Here is a 21,429-nt window from a genome sequence, read left to right as displayed (position 1 = left end):
GAACACATGGCCTTTGCTGAACATGTAAAGAATTGTACGGAGTGTAAGAAAGAATATCAGGAATTATCTCAGGCCTGGCATGCTTTGCCTTTCGATTATACCGAGATCGAGGTGCCGGAATCGCTAAAAGACGAGGTGCTGGGGTTTGTATTTGAGCACAAAAGGAAAAGCGGTACGGAAACATTCATGACTAAGATGAGCAAGCTCTTTATGACACTCAAAAGCCAGTTCACTCCAGTTTCAACCGGTATCGTGTGCGTCTTGTTGCTCGCGTTTATTGGCCTTGGAATAGCGAATGTACAGGTGAAAAATCGTCATGCCGAAAATATACCCATTGAAATTGTAACGGCGATTCCTTTAAAAGCAGCCAATCAAAGCCACCCGGGAACAAACGGCATCGCCTATATTGTCCAGCAGGGATCAGAGAAAAATTTGGTGGTGCAGGTTCACGAATTGCCCGGCGTCGAAGGTTCACAGGTTTACCAGGTTTGGCTGCTGAAAAACAGCACGAGGGAAAATGGCGGCATATTCAAGCCGGACGAAAACGGATCTGGAATACTGACCTACCAGCTCGCCGAAGGGCAGACTTTTGATCAAATCGGCATCACTGTCGAACCTGACGCCAACAGCAGACAACCAAGGGGAGAAAAAATAGCCGGGTCATAGATGGTAAAAGAAAAGATTAAAATTTTTCGCGAAAATTCCTATCTGTATAAGAGCATATTATTGTGTGGAAAGAGCTAGTTCGATCCGAAATCCGCCATGATTCGTGGGTTGATCGAAAATAGTTCAATAAAACAGCGGGAGTCTAGGACTTTATTTTCTGGTCTGATCCATGGCTACCGCTGTTTTGATTGGTAGGGTCAGTCTAAAACTTAATGATCTTCAAGCCGTACGTCGTTACGTGGATTACTCTATCCGTTTGTACTAAGTGCCAACAAGCGCCTCAGGTTGTCATCAATAAATTTATTATCGGCACTGTTAATTCCGCGACCGGCAAAATGGCCCCAGATCGACTCGATAGGATGAAAAACAGCATTTGGTATAAGCTTCGCCTCGTATTTGTTATCGTCCGCCGTGCAGAAGAGATCCGTGCTCCCAGGCATAACGCAGGTAAGCGCTTTAATGCTTTTGAGCGCTTTATCGAAATCTCCGTTATAGGTAGGGTTTGCACTAATATCTGCAAATTGACCTGTCCATAACATGGCTAGGACATTGTGCGGATCCATCTTCATAAAGCTATCTTCCCAGACGCCAGCCACAAAATCTACCAATGTGTCATATCCCAGCTCTCGATAAAGTTCCTCCCTGTAAAACGCCTGCGATAAGCCCCATCCCGCATAGACACGCCCAACGGCGCGCATGTCTGCAGAAGTCAACTGGTTTCGTTTACTTGAATCAAATCCAACTGCAGCCATGAGCGCAGCTTTCATTCCGTCCAGGACCAAAAACGTTTGGGGCCAAGTCTTGGCAACTCCTGCGAAAGGTGCAATTCGTTCCACCATGTCTGGATAACTTGCCCCCCATTGGAACGATTGAATGCCTCCCATTGACCATCCAACTACAAGAGCGATCTTTTGAATACCGAATTTTTCGGTCACCAGCCGATACTGTAATGTAACGTTGTCATAGATGGTTACCTGCGGAAAATTAGCCCGGTCGAATGGGGGAGGCGTGTTACTGGGAGACGAAGATAAGCCGTTGCCCAACAGATTTGGAACGATAATGAAATATTTTTGCGGATCTAGAGCCTTACCGCTTCCAATCAACCATTCATTCTGATAATGCTGGTCGCCAAAAGCAGTTGGATAGACGATGACATTATCTTTCTTTTTATTCAATGTTCCATAAGTCTTATAAGCAAGAAAAGCGCTCGGTAACGATACTCCTGATTGCAAGGTTACGTCACCCAAATCAAAAATCTCATAATCCATCGTATTGTTGCTCCTCTCAAATTGAAACCACATATGTAGAATCTATTTCTTGTACATAGTATAGACCTGTGTTATTTTCAATAAAAGTGAATAGAATTCAAAATAGCATTCAAAATTATTGAAAGTAATTTGGGGGTAGTATGATGGAATTGCGCCAATTGACTACGTTCCGCACGGTTGCATCAACTTTAAATTTCAGTCGAGCTGCGGAAGTTCTGGGCTACGTCCCCTCCAACGTCACAATGCAAATGAAAGCATTGGAGGATGAGCTTGGTGTTCGTCTCTTTGACCGTTTGGGCAAGCAACTCGTTCTCACAACTGCGGGTAAACGCTTTTTAACTCATATCCAAGACGTTCTTAACAAATTGGACGAAGCTCGCAGTGTCGTTCATGACAATGAAAATCTAAGCGGCACCTTAACGATAAGTGCCAACGAGGTTCTTTGCGCTTATCGGCTTCCAGTTGTCTTTCACCTATTTCGTTCGCGCCATCCGGGAGTGCGTCTTATCTTCCGCTCCATTCCAAATCAACAGCTCAAGCAAGCGCTCTTCGAGGGAACCGCGGATGTCGTCTTTATGATGGACGAACCCATTCGCTCGAGCGCACTTGCAGTGGAGCCGTTGGTAGAAGAAACTTTCCGCTTTTTCGCCGCTCCAGACCATCCACTCACGAAACTAACTGTACTGCAGCTGGAAGATTTTCACGGACAAGTGTTCCTGACGAATGAAAAGGGTTGTCCCTATCGAACCATGTTTGACCGGCAATTTGAGAAAAAGGGAATTGATAGTATTACGTATTTAGAATTTCAAAATGCCGAAGCCATTAAACAATGTGCAATTACGGGAATCGGTATTGCCTTTCTTCCTGAAATGACAACGAAAGCGGAAGTTGAACGGGGTGAACTTGTTGCTCTTCCATGGCAAATTCCGGACTTGCACGTGCATACACAGATGTTATGGCATAAAGACAAGTGGCTTTCACCCATCCTATTATCTTTCATAGAAGCAGCAAGGGAGGTTATAGCTATAGAGGAGTAGGGAAAAAATTAGCCTTGGCGATCATGGACGAAGCGAAAATTCGAGGCTAAAGCTCAAATCACACAATTGCTAAATGGTCTCCCAACGGTACCAACCTAGAATCATTAGGTCGCGGGGAGGCTTTTTTCTGTCGTTTACACTCACCTTTATGTAAGTAACTGAACAAAATGTGCGTACTTACAAATTTGTAGCGAGCATTTTATACTCATAAAACAACAAACTTCAAGGAGGACCTTACATTGAAAACGCTTGTCATCGTCACACATCCAAACATCGAAACATCCGTCATCAATAAGCGATGGGTAGAAGAACTCAAAAAATATCCAGAAAAGTATACCGTACACGAATTGTATAAGGTTTACCCAGATGGAAACATGGATGTGGAAAAAGAACAACAATTGGTTGAATCGCATGGGAATCTAGTATTACAGTTTCCAGTTTATTGGTTTAATTGCCCGCCTCTCTTGAAAAAATGGCTGGACGATGTTTTTGCATATGGGTGGGCGTACGGTTCGAAGGGAGGCGATAAATTAAAGAATCGCAAAGCTGCCTTAGCGGTATCTGCGGGAATTAGGAAGGAGGATTATCAGGAAGAGGGAAGGTATCGGTATACGCTTGAGCAAATATTGACCCCTTTTGAAACAACCTTCCGCTACTGCCACGCGGATTATCGCTCATTCTTTGCGTATTATGGTACGGAGACTGCGTCAGGGGAAAATGTACCTGGTCAAGAACTTGAGCCGACCGGTAGCGTATTGGATAAAAGCGCGCAAGATTATGTGAAATTCATCGATAACCTGTAAGAAACCCAAAGAAAAAAGAAGTATTTCCGCGGTTGGGAGATACTTCTTTTCCTATTAGAAACAATCGTTATGCCTGCTTCTTTACATCCTCCTGAGGCTGCAAGCTGTTCTTCTCTCCCCAGTCGCACATCATATTTAATAAAGGGATGAGAGAAAGACCACGTTCTGTTAAGGAATATTCCACTTTGGGAGGGACTTGGGGAAATTCCTTGCGGATGACCAAATCATCTGCCTCCAGCTCTTTTAACATCAAGCTCAGCGTTTTAAAAGAAATGGTACCGATACTTCGCTTTAGCTCATTATGCCGCATCACCTTCTTTTCAGCGAGCCAATACAAAATGATCATTTTATATTTACCGCCGATTAAAGACAACGTATATCCAAAACCAGTGTCTTTTAGCTCCACACCAGTCGGAACACAGGTTTCACGCACGAATCACACTCTCCTTTGGGAAGTATGGTTTGTAAATGTATATACTTTACCATACATCATACTACCATTTTTGGAAAGTGATGCCGAGCAAGAAACCCGTGGACCTTTATGATTCGACACTCTTTTGATGGCGCTCAAGCTTGCCAGGGCCTGCGTATAGTACAGAAAAGAAGCCAATAACGGCGAAAATCAATCCCACGATATAACCATGATTGATGGCAGTACCTAGTGAGTCACTCAGAAAAGAATGAACACTCGGCTCAATTATTAATGGCTCACGCATGAGAACTTCAGGATTAAGCAGATCAGCTACTTTCTCCAAGGAAATGCCATGTAATGACGCCCCGGTGGATACGATACTCGCATAGTTTTGGTTCACAACAGCAGCCGTGATCGATGCACCGAGTACGCCTCCCATGTTTCGGCAAAACCCAACGATCGAGGACGAAATACCGATATATGGTTTATCGACCGAATGGACGATCGCGTTTTGTGCAACGCTCATTAACGGCCCGATTGCAGCAAACCCGAACAGAATCATCAAGAGTGTTAAGAAAAAGAAGGAAATGCCCGTTGAAACGTACATGAGCAAAATAGAACTTACTACACTAGCGAGCATAGAGAACGCCATGAGAGATCGGAAGGAAAATTTTGTTTGCAACATTCCGAATACCACGGCACCTCCCGTCAAAGAGAGCATCAACGGAGTCAAAACACTATTGGAGTTCGGATACCCGAGCACGGCCACAGCGAAAATAGGCAAATAAGTGATGGCAGCAAACATGATGGCACCTTGAGAAAGACAGGCGATACATGTCGCGACCACCATCCGGTTTTTGAAAATCTGGAAAGGGAGGATCGGTTCCTGTGCATGACGTTCTACCAGAATAAAAGCAATCCCAACTATTACGGCCAGGGCAAACAGTGAGATGATTTGCCACGATGACCACGCATATGCTTTTCCTCCCCATTCAAGCGCTAGCATGACAGCTATACAGGAGACGATTAATGTAACGGTACCCAAATAGTCAATCTTTGGCTTTGATTGAGAACGAGATTCTTTCAAGGAAAACAGAAGCGTTAAGAGAGATAACAAACCGATCGGAACATTGACATAAAAGCACCAACGCCACCCCAAGTAATCAGAGAGCAAGGTACCGACTTGAGGTCCGGCGATAGAAGAGAGTCCAAAGATTCCGGCAAACACGCCAGAGATTCGTGCCGTATATTTCGGATCAGAGGATAGCGTAAATAGGATTGTAAAAGTAATCGGAAAGAGAGCCCCTGAACCAATTCCTTGAAGGGCACGGAAAGCAATTAGCTGTTCGATGTTTTGGGCAACGCCACAAAGTGCCGAGCCAATGAGAAAAATCGTGATGCCAAGTAAGTAAAACAACTTGCGTCCAAAAAGATCGGACATTTTTCCGAAGATGAGCATCGTACTGGTTGCGGCTAATACGTACGAAGTGAAAACCCAACTCATGCTTTCAAAGCCACCGATATCTTTAATAATGTGACTAATGGCCGCTGAGGTGATGGTATTGTCGAGGGATGACATCAGTAAGCCAAGTGCCATTGCAAGGATAATGAAACGGTTACGTTTTTCAGATCGTGACATAAAAAGCGAACTCCTATCTCTTTTTCTATTGATTTAGCAAACTTCGCTACAAGACTATTATTAGTGCATTCGTTGCCAAGAAATAGGGAAAGAACAGTTGCAAATAAAACTTTACCTCGTTACAATCCACGCGTACCATTTTGCTAGAAGAGGGTCTATCGGCGAAAAAGCAAAAGGAGCTGTCGCGGTGCGACAACTCCAGACATCCATTTCGCTCTTCTCTGTATTTATCGACTTCGAAATCCGGAATCTGCCACGGAATGGCCTTTTTTAATCAAGCATGAGATACCAGTAAATTGCAATCTCATCACTATCTTTATCTAGACCTCTGTAGACGTAGGAATCGAAACCTCCGATGACAAAACCACAACTTTCGTAAAATTTACATGCGCGGACATTATTACTTTGTGTCTCCAGCATGATTCCCGTCATACCGCCATCCTTCGCCCAGCGTTTCGCTTGTTCGATTAGTTTTTTACCGAGACCGTATCCGCGATATTGCTTATCAACTTTGATATCTTCTACATAGGCAAATTTGTTCCAATTTCTTTTCAAAACAATTTGGCCCACAACTTGATCATTTACGAGCGCTATATAAATGATTTGATGGGGATTGCCGATATAGTTCGAATAATCCTCAATCGTATCTTCTTCAAGCTGTTCATCCTCGTAGCTTTTCGTTCTAAGAGGTATCTCCTTCACCGTATATCCGATTTGCTGTCCGATTAGTTGCAAGACAAGGGTAGAGTCTACGATAAAGCTCCCATCAATGTTTGCACTACACTCATCGTCCCCAGACCGCAGTTCTCTAATGAAAATATCCATATTCGTCCTCCTCTGTATTTATAGGGTAAGAATAGGGATAGAAAGGGGGACCGCGGACTTAACGGAATACGTATTGCTCCGCCATTTGCAGAACCTCCTCGTATTATTTTGTATGTAAGATTCTCTCAATAATTTTACAATGATTGCTCAGTAGGTGCTACAGCTTTTCATGCGGGAATGATCATATTCATCTCACATGATGGCTGATCGCTGAAAAAACGGCTCTTGCAGTTGACTTTGCCCTTAGGGGAAGGGGATCCCCATGATGGCATACCTTGACAACATTGAAGTACAGCTTGTCGAGACCCAGCCCATCCATATTCTTTCGTTACGCCAGGTGATGACGAGTGATGATTATGCAACAGGATATAGAAAGTATTTTAGTAAGCTGTATGAAAGGATTGCGACTGAAAAGCTCACCTTGCTCGGTACGCCAATAACGATTTATCACAGCCCGGAATTCAATCCCGCCGGAAATGATACCGAGTTTGCACTCCCGGTCGCGGAGGCTGAAAGGGGAACAAGAGATTTGCCAGGGGGACTTTGCGCAAAGTCTGCATGTAAGGGGCCTTACTCAGAATTGACATCGGTATACGCCAGGCTGAGGGAATGGGTAGAAAATGAAGGCTATGAATTGGTGAGATCACCCTACGAAGTCTATGTAACCGAACCCGATCATGCCAGCGTTCTTGAGGAGCTTGTTACGGAAGTGTATTTTCCAGTTAGAAAAAAATGACATTCTCTTGTGGAGGAGGGAATTATCATGCAAAGAAACGATTGGTCCCCTACAAAATGGCAAGCAGTTGACCCGTCCCTCTTGAACATAGACGCTGAAAAACTAGCAGAGCTTGACCCTATCATTAAAGCCTCGTACAGCAACATAAACGGGATCATTCTTGTAAGAAATGGTTATCTGCTCTCATTGGAATTGCCATCGAGAAAAGATTTATCAAAAATGCTGACCAAAAGGTGCTAGATTTTTTCCCAGACTATGCACCCGATCATACGGACACGCAAAAACAAGCAATTACCATACGCCATCTCCTCACGATGACAGCCCCCTATCCTTTTGAGGACTGGCACGAACCACTAGACAAGATGTGTATGCAGTCCGATTGGGTAACATATACCCTGGATATGCTCGGTCAAAAGGGAAAGCTTGGCGCGTTTAAGTATTCGACGGCTGGGACGCACCTGCTTTCTGCCATCCTCACACGTAGCACAGGAAAAAGTGCCCGGGAATTTGCCAACGAACACTTGTTTAAACCCATCGGCATAGAAGAAATCCTTGATTTTGAAATGAAAGCGTTTGGGTTTGAAGATTTATTCGGGAAAGATGTGAGAGGGTGGGTAAAAGATCCTGACAACAACTCCACGGGAGGGTGGGGGCTCACGTTAACTCCTCGTGACATGGCACGTATTGGCTTACTCTATCAGAATCGTGGCTGTTGGGATCATCATCAGATCATTCCAGTCGCTTGGATAGATGAATCAACCGCCATGAATCTCAATCACTACGGGTATCTATGGTGGTTACGGGAAGAGGACGGTATTTTTTCATATGCTGCACTGGGCGATGGTGGAAATGTGATCTGTTGCATCCCAGAAAAAAACCTCGTCGTAGCCATTGCATCGGAATTCATGCCGAATTCTCGTGATCGATGGACGCTGATCAAGGAGCATATTATCAAAGCGGTAATCTAAGGTATCAGATAAGAATGGCAGCAATGAACCGGGGAGTTTCCGCTCACCCGGTTTATTTGTTAAACGTTCGTTTAACTACACGTTACTTAGAAGCGAAATTTTCGGCAGCCATGCAAATGTAGTAGCTTAAACCCGTTTGCTGCTCTTCCAACATCGTGCGGTGGAACTCATCTGAAAGGAAAAATTTTGACTGCTCGGCAAATGCTCGCGCATCAATCAAATGGTCTTTTTGTAAAAAAGCAAGATGGTTTTCGATGGCAGAAACCACTGTTTCATCGTCGACACTTTTCTTGTTTTTCAGCGCATCGGCCATAAACGTCATGAAAGCCTTCGCTTCGGCAGCTTTTTCATTCAGGGAAGCCACATCCAGATTCTCTGTATCCAATTGAAAATCATACGCTTTCTGCAAATGCTCATTTTGTTGAGTGAATGCTTGCTTCCATTCTTCTTCGTTCAATCCATCAAACATGTTTTCCGTGGACATATTTCCTCGCTTCCTTTCGTGTCGAATCGTTTCTTCGAGCGTATTCAAGATGCGCTCCAATCGTAGCTGGCGTGCTTTTAACATCGCTTGCTGCTCACATAAGCATCGAAGTCTGTCTGGTTCGTGATCAAGCGCAGCTTTAATACTGTCCAATGAAAAATCTAGCTCACGATAAAACAAGATTTGTTGTAACCGCTTGAGCTCATTCCCACCGTAATAGCGGTACCCATTTTCTGTAACGACTTCTGGCATGAGCAAACCAATCTTTTGATAGTGATACAGTGTCTTGATTGTGGTACCAGAAAGTTTGGCTACATCGTTAACGGTATACAACATGGCGATTCACCTCCTGAAGTTGAGTTTGCAGTCTGACCTTAGGTTGGAGTCAAGCGAAAAAAATGAAAAGAGGGGTACGGTCGAAAACAAAAGAATGTAGGCGTAGCACAAAGAGAGCTAGTAATGAAAGGCTAAGAGTTTGCGGAAACTAGAAGGGGACTGGCGCCCCAAACTAGAGAGCTTCGCGGTGATGGTTATGATTGAAAATGATAGTCATCATGCTTCTGACCCCGGGGAAACCGATGAACTAAAAAAAGAACAGCCCTATGCAATACGGTAAGCCGTTTCTTTTTCCTTTAAAGGCAGAGAAGTAGAGGGAAAATGGTTGAGCTCAGCAAAAAGCCGCCGATCAAACGGCGGCCGTTTCCATTATAGTACTGATTCAGCCAGGATACGGGCGATCTGCACGCTGTCCTCTTCTCTGTACACATAATCATGGTGATGCGGGTGGTGAATGCTTACCCAGCCATGCTCGATAGCCTTTTTGTAGTAATGCTTTGCACGGTCTTCTTCACCACTCAGAAAGAACAAGCAAGCAGCATTCCAATACAAGGCCGGGTCGCCATCCCAATCCCAGCCTTTATCGAGTGCTTGGGCATAACTCCATGCGGCCCGGGCGTAGTCTTTTTCCACGCTATATTTCAGGTCGCCACGCATATAGTGGTTGCCGTTGACAAGGAAATTATTTAAAGGAAGGTTCCATCCGAACAGAACCGGGAAATCCGCGAGCAGCTCGAAACCGACAGACAAGGCTGTTCGCTGCGATCCTATATTATTTGACCAGCACTGCCATCCGACTCTTTTGATTCCGCGTTGTTTGGCGAGTGAGAGAGCACCCCATGCTGTCTTTCGAGCCCATCCGTTACCCCGATAGTCTTCATCGGTTTCTATACCCAATTCACATTCGTCTTCTACTACCCAATCCGTCATGCACCAACTAATAATGGTAGGCCCCTCATCGGTATCTTGAATGGCAGCACAACCGAAGCCTTTGTTTTCATAGGCTTCTATGGATGGCCAGTTCTCTTCTATTTCATCGATAACATCCTCAAGACCTACCAATTCTTTCCGCTTCAACAAGGTGCTGTCTATTGGGACAATATGATCGTCAAGAGGAGGGGACAGATACTGTAAATGGTGCGTAAAGATCATCCGGCCGCTTCTCATGGGAAATACATCTTTCATTACAATATCGAGAATGTCATCCCACTTCTCATCCGTAGGATAAAACAGGACGTAGTCAAGCTGTTCATCAGCTGCAAGCTGCGGTAATAGCTCCTCTTTTATCAATGTATTGACCTCTTCAAAAAAGAGGAGATTATCAACACTGCCTCCTAGAAAAATACCTTGAGGACTTGTCAGCAGGGCTGATCTCTCGTCATTTGACAGGAATACTCTACCAGGAATAATACCTGCAATGACCCCTTTGATAGATACATGATGCTTCAACGCTTCAAACAGATTTGTCGCGCTATGGAAGCAATCGGTTGTGAGTTCCGTTCCTTGAACCATTTTTTGAGCAAACATTTCGATCATTTCCTCCCATAGCATATGAGAGAAGGGATGAAGTTATCGTTTGGAACCTCTCATATGCTTTTCCATTTGTTTTTGCGAATCCAAAACATCATCACTCCTTTACCAGTAGTAGGGCGCGAGTCTCTGGGGTGTTTGGTGCCTGATGCCCCCATGTTCATTATGGATGATTATCCAAATATTACAAGGGGGGGATTACGTATCTGTTCTTTACAAGATTTACATGAAAAAACGATTCACATAATATAATTATGGTAAACAAAAACGTCGAGACGTTTTTCACAGAAAAAAGGCAGCGGTAGTCTAGGACGTTTCCCGTCCAAAGCTACTCCTGCCTTTTTCGATTTATCCTTCCTGGCGCAAATGACAAGCGAGCTGTAATTTTAGCAAGTCTTCCGGATTTCGCAAATCGATATGAAGAAGCTCCTCAACTTTGCGCAAACGCTGATACAGCGTATTGACGTGAATGTGCAGTTTTTTGGCGGTCAGTTGAGGGGATTGACTGCATTTCATATATGTTATGATCGTCTGTTCCCATTCCTCATATTTTTCCGGGTCTTGCCAGAGGGGGGCAAAGACATCATGAATGAATGCATCAATATCGGCCTGACTCTGATTCAGCATGAGGCGATTGACGCCTAGGTCTTTATAGTAAACCACACCAGAACGGCTGCGGTTGGTCAGGTAGAGAGCGGCTTTCTTGGCTTCTTCATAGCTTTTGCTGATTTGCTCAATCCCGCTTGCCATGCTTCCCACGCCAATGGATAACGATGCTTCTTTGCCAAGTTCCCACTCATCGTATGCCTGTTGCAGCCTTTCCCTGATGTCCTTTCCATCTCGGGAGCCGAGAGTCCGGATGAGGAGGGTGACATGGTTGTGGAATCCGTAGACAAACGTTTGTGTTTTGTTGAACGCCCATTTGCAACGGGTAATGAGCCGGTGAATGTTTGCTTCTAGCAATGCCAGGTCGTGGCACTGCGTCAGATGGGCATAGATCACGTAGTATGTTGCTTGCGGCTGTAACCCCATCAAACGGGCGCGGTCAAACAGTTCATTGCCTTTGCTTGCGATCAATTCTTGAAAAAGATCGTGTGCACGCTTGTACAGCACGGAGCTGATCGATTGCTTTTTCACCAAATCGAGTATGAGCACAGCGCTCCCTTGTTCGACCGTCATACAAGTGAGCTCAGATAGCCCGCGTTCGTCTAAGGGAAGCATGAGACATCCGAGAAAGATGCTTCCATTGATTAGTGGATACAGACAGAATCGTTGATCGTCTCCAGAGGCGGGCGAGAACAGGTTGACGGAAACGGGCTGTCTTCTTTTGTTCAGCAATGTATACAGTTCATCCCAGCTAAAAAAACTCTTTTCAGGATACATTTTTTGCTCAAGCCAATCAGCAAAATAGATGGGATGTCCGGTCATTTTGCTGAGGGTTTTTACGATTGTTTCCGCACCTTTATTTTGCAAGGACAACTGCTTGATGGACTCATGGATATGGTTGCGTTGTATCCAATCATCGTGCTTGGCTTGCAGTTGAGCACTAATGGTAGCCATATGCTCATACGCTTGTTTGACTTCAGCATAGAGCTCGGCATTTTGCAGGGCGATGGAAGTTTGGTCTGCGAATCCTTGGAGGAGGTTGAGGTCGTACTCGGTAAACACATTTTCTTGATGAAATTGATGCAGGACAACTACACCAATACGCTTTTCTCCTCGTGATATTGGAACACATAACAACCCATTCAAGTCTTGCAATGCTTTTGCGTGGTTCAGAGAATGAAAGTTATCAGCAGAGATATCCTTCATTGCATGGGCTGTTTCTTGGCTGGTTTTGTACATACGTGGGATTCCGTCCTCGAACACTTTGCCCGCGATGGATTCGCCCACTCGCATTTTCAGGTCTTTGAACACGGTATCATAAAAACCGACAGTCGCTTTCGGAATCAATCGGTCGATAGAGGGATCATACAAGTGCAGAAGGCCAGCGTCTGCAGCCGGGATAACAGCCAGCGCATTACCAATGATTCCACGGATGATTTGGTCAACGTCGAGAGTAGCAGATATCGAACGAATCCCTTCAAAAAGCTTCTTGCTTTCCTCCGCTTTAGCAGTCATTTTTTCTTCTGCCAACAACAGACGAATGCCGAACCACAATAGGTCCCATTGGTCAGTGGTTAGGACGACCGGTTGGTTTGCTTTAGGTGCAAGGCAGATAACAGCTTGTCCTTCGTTTTCGTAGAAAAAACGGTACATTTGTTGGGAGGGAAGGGACTCATAGGTATAACGCTTATCGTTCGCATCGCTATCACAGTGAGTTACCGTCATAGGGGGAATATTCGTGGTAGCGTTTTCGTGAAAAGAGGAGAAAACAAGCCGAAAATGTCGATCACGCGAAAATTGGAACCAGATGGAAGAAGGCTGATCACCAAACCATTCATGCAGCTTTTCAAGCAGGAGCGAAAAAGAATTCATCCACGTGTCCTCCATATAGAGAAATACACATTTGTATTTGGAAATAAGTGTCTGTATATACATTGTATTCATAATTTTCGCTAGATACAATACTCCTATATGAAGCGGAAGGTGGGAGACGATTTGACAGCAACTTACAATAACTACATCGCCGGAGCTTGGGTGACGAGCCATACCGGACAGGTTTTCCTTAGCACGAACCCTGCCAATACGAATGAGGTTCTCGGTTATTTTCAAAAATCGGACGGGCTAGATGCACGTTCTGCCATTGAAGCTGCTGCCGATGCTTTTGGAGAATGGTCACAAAAATCGGCTCCCACACGTGGAGAATTCTTGTTCTCCCTCATTCACTTATTGGAAAAACACAAAGAAGAGCTCGCAGAAACGATCACCTGTGAAGTAGGGAAAACATTGCGGGAAGCGAGAGGTGAGGTTGCCAAGACAATCACTTCCATGAAGCAGTTGACCGGAGAAGCGACTCGCTTGACGGGTCAAACGGTGCCTTCCTTTGATGAACGGGTAGTGGGTTACACGGTACGAGAACCAATCGGGGTTTTCGCGATTATTGCTCCATGGAATTTTCCGCTGGGGATTGGCTTATGGAAGATCGTTCCAGCTATCCTCGCAGGTAATACAGTGGTGTTCAAGCCAGCAAGCAACACCTCCTTGATTAGCGTAAAGCTGGTAGAGCTCCTGATTGAAAGTGGCGTTCCAAGTGGCGTTGTGAATTTGGTAACAGGACCAGGTGCAGTAATCGGGGATGAATTAGCGAATCATCCACTGGTCAAAGGGATTTCATTTACAGGTTCTTCAGAAGTAGGACTTGCCTTGGGGAGAGCAGTTGGAGCTAGAGGAGGGAAGATTCAGGCGGAGATGGGCGGGAAAAATCCGGCGATTATTCTCGCGGACGCCAATATTGACCTCGCTATCGATTCCATCGTACTGAGCGGCTTCTTCGATAATGGCCAACGTTGTACGGGGACCAGTCGCGTATTGGTTGTTCCCGAAGTAGCCGAAGAAGTAAAAGCAAAACTGATCGAGCGGGCGAAAGGCTTGAAAATCGGAAATGGTTTCGATCTAGACAATCATAACGGTCCAGTAGTGGACGAGCATCAGCTCAACTTATATCTTCATTATGTACAAAAGGGCATCGAAGAAGGCGGCGTACTGGAATGCGGAGGGAAGCGCCTGGTAGATGGTGATCTCGCCCAAGGCTATTTCGTCGCGCCGACGGTGTTTACCGGCATCACACAGGAGATGACGATTGCCAACGAAGAAATTTTTGGACCTGTGATCGCCGTGATCGATGTGGACTCTTTCGAACATGCTATGCAAGTGGCTAACCAGGTAGAATTTGGCTTGTCCTCCACGATTTTTACGAACGATTTGCAAAAAGCTTTCCATTTTGTCAAAGGAATTCAGTCAGGTGTCACGCATGTCAATATGCCGTCGACTCATTTTGAATCACAGTTTCCGTTTGGCGGTAAAAAGATATCTGGATTGGGTCCGAGAGAGCAAGGGGAGTCAGCGCTCGATTTTTACGTTGAGACAAAAACAGTTTATATTCGGCCATAAGTATAGGGAAAGCAGGAGGAGCGAAGATGGAAGCGATTGGTGTGATTGGCATTGGTGCAATGGGAAAAGGAATGGTCTGCAATCTGTTGCAAAAAGGCTACCACGTGTATGCCTACGATCCAAGTCCGGCAGCAAAAGCCTGGGCAAAGGAAAAAGGAGCGACGGTCGTCGAGTCTCCACTAGCAGTGGGGAGCGTAGCACGTGTCGTTTTCACTTCGCTTCCAGGTCCTGCGATTGTTGAGGAAGTCATGCTGGGTGCGGACGGACTTTTCTTATCATTAGGGGCTGGCAGTTTCGTATTTGATACAAGTACGATCGATCCTGCAACAGCAAAACGTCTGAATCAGCAAGGCGTAGAAAAAGGGATCTACTATTATGATTGTCCGGTGAGTGGAGGACCCGCGGGTTCCGCGGCCGGAACGTTGACCATTATGGTCGGCGGTGATGAGACAAAGCTTCCAGAAATCATGGACTACCTCAGAGCGATTGGAAAGGAAATTTTTTACTTGGGGGAATCCGGCGCTGCACAAGTGGCGAAGCTTTGTCACAACTCTGTCGTTGCAGTCATTACAGCAGCGTTGGGCGAGGCATTCAGTGTTGGAGCAAAAGCTGGCGTTGATCCACACAAGCTGGCAGCCGTCATGGATAAAGGCTCTGCTCACAATCGTGTGCTCTCTATTTTTGGGCCTAACATCTTGTATGGTACGTATGAAAATACAGTCTTCTCCTTGGAGCATATGCACAAAGATTTGCAGCTCTATGCGCAAACCGCACGTGAACAGCAAGTGCCTGTACTGGTTGGAGGAACGGTTGCACAAATGTATGAGGCAGCCAAAGCACAAGGCAAAGGTAGCTTAGATTCGAGTGCGGTCTGTACCGTGACCGAGGAGCTTGCTCATACAACGATTGCGCGTTAAACGATGAGCTTGAAAGAGAAAGTAGACTACGGCAACGATTGCTTGTAGTCTACTTTTTTGTAGGTGCTATTTAATGAAAGTATGGACCACTATCTGCGATCAAAAGCAAGACTCGCAGCAAGACTTGTCAAGACACTTGCCATAAGCCAACGCTGCACCCGGTTTTACCGCATTCCAAGCGAGCCAAAGCAGGTAGACAGCACCGACCCACTTGACTGATTCGTAAACGAACGGAACCGTTATGAAAAGAGCAGAGAGACCGAGCATCGTTGCGATTATGTAAATCACGAATCCAAGTATGACACCAAGAAGTGAGATGACTCCAGCTTTGCGACCTTGTGAAATCGTTCGGGAAATGAGGTAAATCATGTTAGGGCCAGGAGAACAAACCATGCCGAGCGAAACAAATAGAAAGGTAATAAGAGTACCAAAACTCACCAATTTGCATGACCTCTTTCCGAGATTCCTCAAAGTTAGAAACGATTATATATCTCACGTCCAGTTTTTGATAACTTTTTTCATGAAGCAGCTTCTCATTTACTCACTCCCTTTATTCATTTGTGCATAAGACCGTTCAATCACATGCAAAGCTTCATCGTGCTTCACGACATTGTTGCCCAACGTCACAATGACGAACAATAGGATAAGACCGAGTAATGCCTTTTTTACTTTCACATGGCGCAGATCCATGATGAACCGCGCGGCGAGCAGGAAAAAGGCGAAGAAGTAATGTCCGGCATACAAGTACAAATCGTATGTAAACGTGGCGAGTCCGAACCCTATTACAATATGCAGCACGAAAGCAAACCCGATATAGGCGGCGAGTGACCAGGCTTCTTGTGTACGAATCCCTTTGATGAAACCGAGTATAGCCAGAGTGATCAGCGTCAAGCCGATGACATGCACATACCATGGATACGGCAGCGTAAGGTTCGTAGCGAATGCGACCATCCCCGGTTTTGGATCGATGAGCGCAATGTCTGGGGTCAGTACAGGACTGATAACGAGCATATACAGAGCTTTCCAATGCTCGCAAAACGAGAACGGAGCCGTGTAGATGAACCCTCCGGTATGAATCGCTTTGTACCAAGTAGAAAACCAGGATTGACCGAACATGACATGCTGCAAAATCGTAAAGCTAATGATTAACAGGAGAAATACCAACGTAATCCGCACCAGCTTCATAAAAACGCCATTCTTTTCTTTGTGAAACAGATTGACGGCCAAAACGCTCATAAATGGAATGATGTTCGTCGAGGTGACACCGAAGTTGACGAGGGCGAATGAAGCGTTGGGCCACACAGCCAATTTCTTTTCCGCACGACTGTACTGCGTGTAAAGCACCGATAATAGAATGACGAACTGCGCGTACGGATAGGAATCGGGAATCATTGCCGTGAAAATTTGATAAGAGGCCGTCCCGAAAAATACGGCAAAAAGCAATGGGGTATAGAAGCTATTCCATCCCTTGCGCAGGTAGTAGTAAACCATTCCAACGCCGAGCGCGTTCATGATCGATTGAACCACCGCGAAGAAGAAGTTTTCCTTGAAAAATTCCGATAAATAAGCCAAAGGAAAAGAAATCAAATTGATAAACGGATGGATCACCGTCGGGTTGTTAGAGCTATAGTACAGCGTCGGGTCAAAATTGAACAGATTAAGCGTAAATGGAACGCCGTAAAAAGGGCTGATCGGGGCAAGAACAGCGACGTTTTGATTCATATAAGTGAGAAAAGGCACATTCATCGACAAATAAAACACGAAAAAACAGGCAAATAGAAGGAACGCTCTGACATTATCTTTTCGATCATGAAACAAATAGCTGAAAAAACGCATACCAATCCACCATTCAACGTATTTTTGAGATTAACGCAACGAATTTTAGCTATATTATACAAAAATAATGAATTCTACACCAAAATTTTACATTCAATTGGCTATCCATTTTTTACGAAGCCTGTGCATCACGCTGTTGACAGCTACAATCAGTGGGTCTAGCATGAATGAACATGTCCGATGAGATGAAAAGGAGTGAACGACTTGCAAGAACTATCCTCCATAGAACTGATCCAATACCTGCAAGAAAAAGAGTCGGTTGCTCTTTTTGTCTATACACCGATGTGCGGGACCTGCAAGCTCGCAGCACGTATGCTCGGCATCATGCAAGAAGCATTGCCTACCGTTCCGCTATATCAGATTAACATTAATACGGCGCCTGCATTGGCAGAACAATGGCAAGTGACCAGCGTACCCGCCTTGCTTATTTTTCAACGAAACGCATTGGTAGAACGGCATTATGCCATCCAGTCCGTTGGATTTTTATACGATGTATTGAAACCTTTGACCTAGACATACACCTATTCCCTTCGCCTTGAATATGACAGAGAGAGAAGAAATGCGAAGGAGGAGGCGTATGCAAATCCACGTGGTGGAAGAAGGCCAAACCTTAGCAAGCATCGCCGAGACTTACGGCACAACGCCGGAAGCGATTGATAAGGCGAATGAATTACCAGATCCCAATAAACTGGCAATCGGACAGGCGATGGTGATCCCGATTGTAGGAAGCTACTATTGGGTCAAACAAGGAGATACGTTGTATACCATCGGTCAGCGTAACCATATCAGCGCAGCAGAGCTTGCTCGGGTCAATGGGATTTCTCCCTATAAACCGCTACAAGTTGGGCAAAAGCTATATATCCCGCCTCGCCCTAGACGAGCGGCTGATTTCAATGCGTATGTGGAACCGCGCCGCACTGTCCCACCCGCGATGGAAGAGGATGTTCGCAGGGCTGCCCCTCATCTTACGTATTTGGCACCGTTCAGCTTTCGCATCAAACGGGATGGAACCCTCCAACGACCAAATCTGAGCAATTTTCCAGCAATCGCAAAAGAAAACCAAGTCCTCCTTATGATGGTCGTGACGAATTTGGAAAAGGGTCAGTTCAGTACGGAATTGGGCGCACTCATCTTGAACGATCAAGAACTCCAGAACAAATTGTTGGATAATATACTCGCAACCGCCCATGAGCTGGGAATGGGGGATATCCATTTTGATCTGGAAGCCTTGCCTACAACAGGTGCAGAAGCGTACGCGAACTTCTTGCGAAAAGCAAGGGGACGTATACATGCGGCGGGGTTGATGATGTCTGTTGCGCTCGCCCCGAAGACGAGTGCCGTGCAAGCAGGTAAATGGTATTCCGCCCATGATTACAAGGCGATAGGAGCGCTTGCCGATTTCGTCGTGATTATGACGTATGAATGGGGCTATAGTGGTGGTCCGCCCATGGCGGTTTCTCCGATTGGACCGGTGAGGCGTGTCTTGCAATACGCCATTACCGAAATACCCGCTGATAAAATTTTGATGGGCCAAAATCTGTATGGATACGACTGGACCTTACCGTACGAGCGAGGAACGACAGCGAAAGCGCTGAGTCCACAAGCGGCAATTGCCCTGGCTGCGCGGCATAATGCCGTCATCCGATATGATTATCGCGCGCAGGCTCCATTTTTTACGTACACCGATGATCAAGGCAAGCAACATCGGGTATGGTTTGAGGATGCGCGGTCGATTCAAGCGAAGTTCAATCTGGTTAAACAGCTCGGTTTGAGAGGCGTCAGCTACTGGAAACTCGGTTTGCCATTTCCGCAAAATTGGCTGTTAATCGAGGAGAACTTTCGCGTCCGTAAACGTGCATAGTCATCTGGCGTACATTCCACCGCGGGTTGTACGCCTTTTTTTTGAATGAAAAATCATGGTATGATGAAGATGACAGGAAGGAAAAGGGGAGAAATCATGGGAGAATGCAAATTGGATCACAGCCATGAGGACGTACTCAAAAAACTGGCAGAGCAAGCTCCATATCTGTCCGAGTTGCGCGTGAGTCAATTCAAAAATCAGTTGAATGGCGAACTTAGCCAAGAGCGTCTAAACGAGCTGTTTCATTTATTGAAAAAGTATGACCTGGCAAGCCCAGAGGAGCGTCAAGAGCGCGAAAAGCAAATGGATCACTTGTTTGGCTAAGCTTTATACATACGTTTTTTGTTTTGCCCCCGAGTGGGAGAATCAGGCTGGAACCAGGGTTCCATGCAGCGAGGAGTAACGATGGACGACAGACTCTATTATCAGGATGCCTATACAAGTACGTTTCCGGCCCAGGTGACAAAAACTGGTGTTGAGCAAGATGGGACACCTTACGTGGTACTGAATCAAACGGCTTTTTACCCTACTGGAGGCGGACAGCCTTCCGACCTGGGTGTATTGGAAGAGATTCGTGTGGTAGATGTGGAAGAGGTCGACGGTGAAATTCGTCATCGACTGCAGGCTCCCTTGTCCGAAAGCATAAGGGAAGTAACGGGGCACATCGATTGGGACCGCCGCTTCGATCATATGCAGCAGCATGCTGGGCAACACATTTTATCCGCGTCCTTCCTGGAAGTTGTGCAAGCGGAGACCGTTGCCTTTCACTTGGGAAAAGAGCGTGTCACCATTGATGTACGACTGGATGAGTTGACAACAGACGTATGGGAAAAGGTAGAAAAGCGCGCGAATCAGATTGTTTTGGAAAACCACCCCATCATTGCACGGTTTGTTAATGACGAGGAATTGGCAACGCTGCCCTTGAAAAAACAGCCGACTGTTACCGAAAATATTCGTGTCGTGATGATTCCTGAGTTTGATTACAACCCGTGTGGAGGAACACATCCTGCGCGCACGGGCGAAGTCGGGATGATCAAGATCTTGGGCTGGGAGCGACATCGCGGGAACATTCGTCTGGAATTCATCTGTGGCTGGCGAGCTTTGCGGGACTACAACCAAAAGCAAGCTGTCGTTCGCGATACAGCGAAGCTGCTCGCAACCAATGAAGGCGAACTGATCGCACAGACGGAACGCCTCCTTGCAGAACGCGACACCTTAAAGGCAAAATTGGCAGAAGTGGATAAGCAGCTCTTGGAAGTGGAAGTCAATCAACAACTAGCGGCTGCTAGCCAACTCGGTCAGTCGCGCCTCATTATGTGTACCTTCACAGACAAAACCATTCAACAACTTCAGCAGTTCGCACAGCTGGCTACCGCTTTGGCCCCAGATGCAATTTGCCTCTTGGCTGCTACTACCGAAGACAAAATGCAAATCGTGTTTGGGCGTGGGCAAGAAGTCAAGGTAGCCATCAATCAAGTGTTGAAAGAAACCTTGCCGGTCATTAATGGAAAAGGTGGGGGAAATCCTGCCATGGCACAGGGGGGCGGTCAGGCAGTAGTGGATGCGGAAGAAGTACTGCTGCATGCACGCAAACTGCTAGAAGCTTCACTTTTGTAAATGCATTCGATTCAAGAAATGGAGGAAACCGCGATGAACTGGAATCCGGGAGATATCGTTCGCGTTTCGCAGCGAACGGGTGAATATATTGCAGAAGTATTGGAAATCCACGATTCGAAGCTGCTGGTAAAGGTGCTGGCAGTTACCAAATTCCCGACGCAAGGCGATTTGCATTCTTCCTACGAAGTAGATGTGCCGCTGTTTCACCAGCGCCCAGCACTGTCGTACATGGAAAAATTCATGACGCCTGTCCAAGGGCTCATTCGCTATAATGGAGCGATTCCCGACTACAAGGAATCTGTCCGCCAAGCGATGGAGAGAGAAATGGAAAAGCTTTCGAAAATGGCAGCTTGGGCAGAACGCTGTCTCGTTGAGCTGGAAAAGATGCACAAGGAAGCCTTTACAAACACGAAATAGAGTGGTACTGTAGTACTCGAATGT

The 21,429-nt window shown here is 45.9% G+C and carries 18 protein-coding genes and 3 pseudogenes; 12 read left to right on the top strand and 9 right to left on the bottom strand.

Translation table 11 applies throughout. The features are described 5' to 3' along the window. Positions 1–6: 6 nt before the first annotated feature. Positions 7–666, top strand: a complete 660-nt coding sequence (locus HPY31_RS04630) for an anti-sigma factor (RefSeq protein ID WP_253901673.1) — start codon at positions 7–9, stop codon at positions 664–666. Between the two features lie 248 nt (positions 667–914). On the opposite strand, the gene HPY31_RS04625 is transcribed toward HPY31_RS04630, so the two are convergent. Beyond that, positions 915–1,934, bottom strand: a complete 1,020-nt coding sequence (locus HPY31_RS04625; RefSeq protein ID WP_172138803.1) for an alpha/beta fold hydrolase — start codon at positions 1,932–1,934, stop codon at positions 915–917. A 143-nt stretch (positions 1,935–2,077) separates the two neighbouring features. Here HPY31_RS04625 and HPY31_RS04620 point away from each other — a divergent pair, with 143 nt between their 5' ends. Both HPY31_RS04620 and HPY31_RS04615 read left to right on the top strand, forming a co-directional pair. Then, on the top strand, positions 2,078–2,971 hold the full coding sequence (locus HPY31_RS04620; RefSeq protein WP_172138966.1) for a LysR family transcriptional regulator: 894 nt from the start codon (positions 2,078–2,080) through the stop codon (positions 2,969–2,971). A 239-nt stretch (positions 2,972–3,210) separates the two neighbouring features. Further along, positions 3,211–3,774: an NAD(P)H-dependent oxidoreductase gene (locus HPY31_RS04615; protein WP_172138801.1), complete on the top strand. Its 564-nt coding sequence runs from the start codon at positions 3,211–3,213 to the stop codon at positions 3,772–3,774. Between the two features lie 67 nt (positions 3,775–3,841). Here the strand turns inward: HPY31_RS04615 and HPY31_RS04610 are convergent, their stop codons facing one another. The 3 genes from HPY31_RS04610 to HPY31_RS04600 all read right to left on the bottom strand — a co-directional run bounded on the left by HPY31_RS04610 (position 3,842) and on the right by HPY31_RS04600 (position 6,650). Next, a complete protein-coding gene (locus HPY31_RS04610; protein WP_172138799.1) occupies positions 3,842–4,207 on the bottom strand; it encodes a winged helix-turn-helix transcriptional regulator in 366 nt (121 codons plus the stop codon). Between the two features lie 106 nt (positions 4,208–4,313). Next, entirely contained in the window at positions 4,314–5,825 is a 1,512-nt protein-coding gene (locus HPY31_RS04605; RefSeq protein WP_172138797.1) for an MFS transporter, read from the bottom strand. Between the two features lie 270 nt (positions 5,826–6,095). Further along, positions 6,096–6,650, bottom strand: coding sequence for a GNAT family N-acetyltransferase (locus HPY31_RS04600; protein WP_172138795.1), 555 nt, complete (start codon positions 6,648–6,650; stop codon positions 6,096–6,098). Between the two features lie 250 nt (positions 6,651–6,900). Here HPY31_RS04600 and HPY31_RS04595 point away from each other — a divergent pair. Beyond that, a pseudogene (locus HPY31_RS04595) lies at positions 6,901–7,386 on the top strand (GyrI-like domain-containing protein); the annotation flags it as partial. Between the two features lie 27 nt (positions 7,387–7,413). Continuing rightward, positions 7,414–8,354 (top strand): annotated as a pseudogene (locus tag HPY31_RS04590) (serine hydrolase domain-containing protein). Positions 8,355–8,436: 82 nt separating this feature from the next. On the opposite strand, the gene HPY31_RS04585 reads toward HPY31_RS04590, so the two are convergent. The 3 genes from HPY31_RS04585 to HPY31_RS04575 all read right to left on the bottom strand — a co-directional run bounded on the left by HPY31_RS04585 (position 8,437) and on the right by HPY31_RS04575 (position 13,182). Continuing rightward, the gene (locus HPY31_RS04585; RefSeq protein ID WP_172138793.1) at positions 8,437–9,174 is read right to left on the bottom strand and encodes a MerR family transcriptional regulator; all 738 of its coding nucleotides are present in this window, start codon (positions 9,172–9,174) and stop codon (positions 8,437–8,439) included. A gap of 369 nt (positions 9,175–9,543) precedes the next feature. After that, positions 9,544–10,686 (bottom strand): GNAT family N-acetyltransferase, encoded by a 1,143-nt coding sequence (locus HPY31_RS04580; RefSeq protein WP_371811667.1) that lies wholly within the window; start codon positions 10,684–10,686, stop codon positions 9,544–9,546. 366 nt (positions 10,687–11,052) lie between these two features. Continuing rightward, on the bottom strand, positions 11,053–13,182 hold the full coding sequence (locus HPY31_RS04575; protein ID WP_172138789.1) for a helix-turn-helix domain-containing protein: 2,130 nt from the start codon (positions 13,180–13,182) through the stop codon (positions 11,053–11,055). Positions 13,183–13,281: 99 nt separating this feature from the next. On the opposite strand from HPY31_RS04575, the gene HPY31_RS04570 reads away from it, so the two are divergent. Both HPY31_RS04570 and HPY31_RS04565 read left to right on the top strand, forming a co-directional pair. Then, the gene (locus HPY31_RS04570) at positions 13,282–14,757 is read left to right on the top strand and encodes an aldehyde dehydrogenase family protein (protein ID WP_172138787.1); all 1,476 of its coding nucleotides are present in this window, start codon (positions 13,282–13,284) and stop codon (positions 14,755–14,757) included. A gap of 26 nt (positions 14,758–14,783) precedes the next feature. Further along, on the top strand, positions 14,784–15,674 hold the full coding sequence (locus HPY31_RS04565) for an NAD(P)-dependent oxidoreductase (RefSeq protein WP_172138785.1): 891 nt from the start codon (positions 14,784–14,786) through the stop codon (positions 15,672–15,674). Positions 15,675–15,827: 153 nt separating this feature from the next. Here the strand turns inward: HPY31_RS04565 and HPY31_RS04560 are convergent. Together HPY31_RS04560 and HPY31_RS04555 are read right to left on the bottom strand one after the other, a co-directional pair. Further along, positions 15,828–16,115 (bottom strand): annotated as a pseudogene (locus HPY31_RS04560) (LysE family translocator); the annotation flags it as partial. 96 nt (positions 16,116–16,211) lie between these two features. Then, positions 16,212–17,396 (bottom strand): DUF6080 domain-containing protein, encoded by a 1,185-nt coding sequence (locus HPY31_RS04555; protein WP_172138783.1) that lies wholly within the window; start codon positions 17,394–17,396, stop codon positions 16,212–16,214. Positions 17,397–17,714: 318 nt separating this feature from the next. Between HPY31_RS04555 and HPY31_RS04550 the strand changes: the two genes are divergently transcribed. The 5 genes from HPY31_RS04550 to kapB all read left to right on the top strand — a co-directional run bounded on the left by HPY31_RS04550 (position 17,715) and on the right by kapB (position 21,405). After that, positions 17,715–18,023 (top strand): thioredoxin family protein, encoded by a 309-nt coding sequence (locus HPY31_RS04550; RefSeq protein ID WP_172138964.1) that lies wholly within the window; start codon positions 17,715–17,717, stop codon positions 18,021–18,023. A gap of 64 nt (positions 18,024–18,087) precedes the next feature. Beyond that, positions 18,088–19,371 carry a glycoside hydrolase family 18 protein gene (locus HPY31_RS04545; RefSeq protein WP_172138781.1) on the top strand — a complete coding sequence of 428 codons (1,284 nt, stop codon included), beginning with the start codon at positions 18,088–18,090 and terminating at the stop codon, positions 19,369–19,371. Positions 19,372–19,467: 96 nt separating this feature from the next. Beyond that, the gene (locus tag HPY31_RS04540; RefSeq protein WP_056492472.1) at positions 19,468–19,695 is read left to right on the top strand and encodes a hypothetical protein; all 228 of its coding nucleotides are present in this window, start codon (positions 19,468–19,470) and stop codon (positions 19,693–19,695) included. 81 nt (positions 19,696–19,776) lie between these two features. Continuing rightward, positions 19,777–20,988, top strand: a complete 1,212-nt coding sequence (locus HPY31_RS04535) for an alanyl-tRNA editing protein (RefSeq protein ID WP_172138779.1) — start codon at positions 19,777–19,779, stop codon at positions 20,986–20,988. Between the two features lie 33 nt (positions 20,989–21,021). After that, positions 21,022–21,405 carry a kinase-associated lipoprotein KapB gene (kapB, locus tag HPY31_RS04530; protein ID WP_172138778.1) on the top strand — a complete coding sequence of 128 codons (384 nt, stop codon included), beginning with the start codon at positions 21,022–21,024 and terminating at the stop codon, positions 21,403–21,405. Positions 21,406–21,429: the final 24 nt, after the last annotated feature.

The organism is Brevibacillus sp. HB1.3 (assembly GCF_013186635.1).
Taxonomy (GTDB): Bacteria; Bacillota; Bacilli; order Brevibacillales; family Brevibacillaceae; genus Brevibacillus; species Brevibacillus brevis_D.
The sequence above is the reverse complement of the archived record's forward strand: the minus strand, read 5'-3'. Positions and strand labels throughout refer to the sequence as shown.